Source organism: Streptomyces sp. UNOB3_S3 (assembly GCF_020740895.1).
Lineage (GTDB): Bacteria > Actinomycetota > Actinomycetes > Streptomycetales > Streptomycetaceae > Streptomyces.
In genome coordinates, this window is the sequence record NZ_JAILXP010000494.1 from 1 (window position 1) to 4,265 (window position 4,265).

3 protein-coding genes are annotated in these 4,265 nt (G+C 69.4%); all 3 read left to right on the forward strand.

Annotated elements, in window-relative coordinates; all coding sequences use genetic code 11:
• Positions 1 to 315: 315 nt before the first annotated feature.
• The 3 genes from acnA to K6I33_RS32425 all read left to right on the forward strand — a co-directional run bounded on the left by acnA (position 316) and on the right by K6I33_RS32425 (position 4,007).
• Complete coding sequence (gene acnA, locus K6I33_RS32415; RefSeq protein WP_308297358.1) at positions 316 to 3,030, forward strand: aconitate hydratase AcnA; 2,715 nt, start codon at positions 316 to 318, stop codon at positions 3,028 to 3,030.
• Positions 3,031 to 3,267: 237 nt separating this feature from the next.
• Positions 3,268 to 3,558 (forward strand): hypothetical protein, encoded by a 291-nt coding sequence (locus K6I33_RS32420; protein WP_229358165.1) that lies wholly within the window; start codon positions 3,268 to 3,270, stop codon positions 3,556 to 3,558.
• 116 nt (positions 3,559 to 3,674) lie between these two features.
• Positions 3,675 to 4,007, forward strand: a complete 333-nt coding sequence (locus K6I33_RS32425) for a hypothetical protein (RefSeq protein ID WP_229358167.1) — start codon at positions 3,675 to 3,677, stop codon at positions 4,005 to 4,007.
• Positions 4,008 to 4,265: the final 258 nt, after the last annotated feature.

Genomic DNA, 4,265 nt, shown 5'->3' on the forward strand with positions numbered 1-4,265 from the left:
ATCCACCCCGATCGGTACGGCCACCCAGCACCCCCAGCGCGCTCACCTCGCGCGACTAGGTTCGCTGGCAAGAAAGCCGGGACGGCTGGGTTCGCTGTCAAACGCCTCGATTGGATGACGGAGGACAGCGTATCCGGGCATGACCGATCGGCGGCGATGTATTAGAGTTATCTCGACATCGAGATATCTGCCGAGAGGCGTACCGCTGTCGCGCCAGTAAGGCATACCTAACTTAGGCACACCTTAGCGGATGCGCGCGCCATCGGGGCGGCAGGATTGCCGCAGTACGCGAATTCATGCATGAAGGAGACTGTCGTGTCGGCGAACAGCTTCGACGCCCGCACCACGCTGCGCGTGGGCGACGAGTCGTACGAGATCTTCCGGCTGGACAAGGTCGAGGGCTCCGCGCGCCTTCCCTACAGCCTGAAGGTGCTCCTGGAGAACCTCCTCCGCACCGAGGACGGCGCGAACATCACCGCCGACCACATCCGCGCCCTGGGCAACTGGGACTCGCAGGCCCAGCCCAGCCAGGAGATCCAGTTCACGCCGGCCCGCGTGATCATGCAGGACTTCACCGGTGTGCCCTGTGTCGTCGACCTCGCCACCATGCGTGAGGCCGTCGCGGCGCTCGGTGGCGACCCGGCGAAGATCAACCCGCTCTCCCCGGCCGAGATGGTCATCGACCACTCCGTCATCGCCGACAAGTTCGGCACCAACGACGCGTTCGCGCAGAACGTCGAGCTGGAGTACGGCCGCAACAAGGAGCGCTACCAGTTCCTGCGCTGGGGCCAGACCGCCTTCGACGACTTCAAGGTCGTCCCCCCGGGCACCGGCATCGTCCACCAGGTGAACATCGAGCACCTGGCCCGCACGGTCATGGTCCGCAACGGCCAGGCCTACCCCGACACCCTCGTCGGCACCGACTCGCACACCACCATGGTCAACGGCCTCGGTGTGCTGGGCTGGGGCGTCGGCGGCATCGAGGCCGAGGCCGCGATGCTCGGCCAGCCGGTCTCCATGCTCATCCCGCGCGTCGTCGGCTTCAAGCTGACCGGTGAGCTCCCGGCCGGCACCACCGCCACCGACCTCGTCCTCACGATCACCGAGATGCTGCGCAAGCACGGCGTCGTCGGCAAGTTCGTCGAGTTCTACGGCGAGGGTGTGGCGGCCACGAGCCTCGCCAACCGCGCCACCATCGGCAACATGTCGCCGGAGTTCGGCTCCACCGCCGCGATCTTCCCGATCGACGGCGAGACCCTGAACTACCTCAAGCTCACCGGCCGCTCCGCGCAGCAGGTCGCGCTCGTCGAGGCGTACGCCAAGGAGCAGGGCCTGTGGCTGGACCCGGCCGCCGAGCCCGACTTCTCCGAGAAGCTGGAGCTCGACCTCTCCACGGTCGTCCCCTCCATCGCCGGCCCCAAGCGCCCGCAGGACCGCATCGTCCTGGCCGACGCCAAGGCCCAGTTCGAGCGTGACGTCCTCAACTACGTCTCCACCGCCGACGAGGCGGGCGAGGAGTCCTTCCCGGCCTCCGACGCCCCGGCCGCCTCCAACGGCGTCCCGTCGAACCCGGTCACCGTCACCGCCCCCGACGGCACCACCTACACGATCGACCACGGCGCCGTCACCGTCGCCGCGATCACCTCCTGCACCAACACCTCGAACCCCTACGTCATGGTCGCCGCCGCGCTCGTGGCCAAGAAGGCGGTCGAGAAGGGCCTGACCCGCAAGCCGTGGGTCAAGACCACCCTCGCCCCGGGCTCCAAGGTCGTCACCGACTACTTCGACAAGGCGGGCCTGACCCCCTACCTCGACAAGGTCGGCTTCAACCTCGTCGGCTACGGCTGCACCACCTGCATCGGCAACTCCGGCCCGCTGCCGGAGGAGGTCTCCAAGGCGGTCAACGACCACGACCTCGCCGTCACCTCGGTGCTCTCCGGCAACCGCAACTTCGAGGGCCGGATCAACCCCGACGTCAAGATGAACTACCTGGCGTCCCCGCCGCTGGTCGTCGCCTACGCCCTCGCGGGCTCCATGAAGGTGGACATCACCCGCGACGCGCTCGGCACCGACACCGAGGGCAACCCGGTCTTCCTCAAGGACATCTGGCCGTCCGAGGCCGAGGTCAACGAGGTCGTGGCCAACGCCATCGGCGAGGACATGTTCAACAAGTCCTACCAGGACGTCTTCGCGGGCGACGCCCAGTGGCAGGCCCTGTCGATCCCGACCGGCAACACCTTCGAGTGGGACACCGAGTCCACCTACGTCCGCAAGCCCCCTTACTTCGAGGGCATGCAGATGGAGCCGGCCCCGGTCGCCGACATCACCGGCGCCCGCGTCCTGGCCAAGCTGGGCGACTCGGTCACCACCGACCACATCTCCCCGGCCGGTGCCATCAAGGCCGACACCCCGGCGGGCAAGTACCTCACCGAGCACGGTGTCGAGCGTCGTGACTTCAACTCCTACGGTTCCCGCCGTGGCAACCACGAGGTCATGATCCGCGGTACGTTCGCCAACATCCGCCTGCGCAACCAGATCGCGCCGGGTACGGAGGGCGGCTTCACCCGCGACTTCACCCAGGCCGACGCGCCTGTGTCGTTCATCTACGACGCCTCGCGCAACTACATCGAGCAGGGCATCCCGCTGGTCGTCCTGGCCGGCAAGGAGTACGGCTCCGGCTCGTCCCGTGACTGGGCCGCCAAGGGCACCGCGCTCCTCGGCGTCAAGGCCGTCATCGCCGAGTCCTACGAGCGCATCCACCGCTCCAACCTCATCGGCATGGGCGTCCTCCCGCTCCAGTTCCCCGAGGGCGCCTCGGCGGAGTCCCTCGGCCTGACCGGCGAGGAGACCTTCTCCTTCGCCGGCGTGACCGAGCTGAACGAGGGCCGCACGCCCCGTACGGTCAAGGTCACCACCGACACCGGTGTCGAGTTCGACGCGGTCGTCCGCATCGACACCCCCGGTGAGGCCGACTACTACCGCAACGGCGGCATCATGCAGTACGTGCTGCGCAACCTGATCCGCAACTGAGCAACTGAGCGTTTCCGGCTGAGCGGTTGAGGGCCGCACCCCGTTCCGTACGGGGTGCGGCCCTTTCGCGTACCGCCGCCGGGCCCGGGCGGGCGTTCCCTCCGCCACCCTTCCGGGGGCATATCCCAACACGACCGGGTGACGCGGGGATTGATGAAGTGTTGTGCGTTGATATGCGGGTTAGGCTCCACGCCGGGATGGACGCGACGCTGTCGTCCCAGAGGGAGGGATGAGCCAATGGGATCCGCCGTGACCTTCGGGGAGCTCGGCCGGCTGTACGGCGAGGAGCTGCCCGCGCGGATCGCCCTGTCGAGCCTGCTGCCCACCGGCGCCGCCGCCGGCGCGGGCGCCGACCACCACCCCGTCTACCCGGCCCTTGTGAGAACCGAGCACGGCACGACCGTGGCCTACGCCTGCCAGTACAAGGAGAACCCCGGCAGCCTCGGTCTCCTCGCCGCCCTGGGCCTGGCGCCCACCACTCCCGGCTACACCCTGACCTGCGTCCCGGCGGCCGTTCACAGCCGCTGACCCCCGAGCGCCACCGTCTCAACCCCAAGGACTCCGCCCTCGGCCGATCCGGCGGGGGCGGCATGCCCGGGCGCCGTTCGGCGCGCCGGGAGCGGACACCACAGAAGGGGAACGGAATGGACAACGCCATCAGCTTCGAGGAACTCGACCGGATCACGGGCGAGGTGCTGCCCGAGCGGACCGTCATGGGCGTCATCGCCACCCCGCTCAACCTCGTCGGCCCCGGCGACCCCGGCGCCGGCGCGGCCTCCGGCAGCTCCAGCTCCGCGGCGGCCACGGGCGGCGGCGTCTTCGCCCCCGTCCCCCACGACCACGGCGCCACCATGCTCTCCGCCTGCCAGTCCATCGACCGGCAGGGCACCCCCGGCCTGCTCGGCTCCCTCGGCCTGGGCTCCGAGAACCCGACCGCCAGCGTGGTCTGTACCCCGGCGGCCGTGGCCAGCCACTGATCGGCCACTGATCGCCTGACGGCCCCACCCCAAGCGTCCGGGGAAGGGCCGGGACCCGTTCGCCCGGTCCCGGCCCTTCCCCGTCGCCCGCCACCCTCCGGAGGACGTCCATGTCAGCGCCCTGCGCCACACCCACCCTGGTGGCCGGCATGGAACTCGTCGGCGAGTTCGAGGGCTCCGGATACCGTGAGCCGCCGCAGCTGGTCTGCCGCCCCGACGGCCAGATCGTCCGGCTCCCGCCCCTGCTCTACCGAGTGG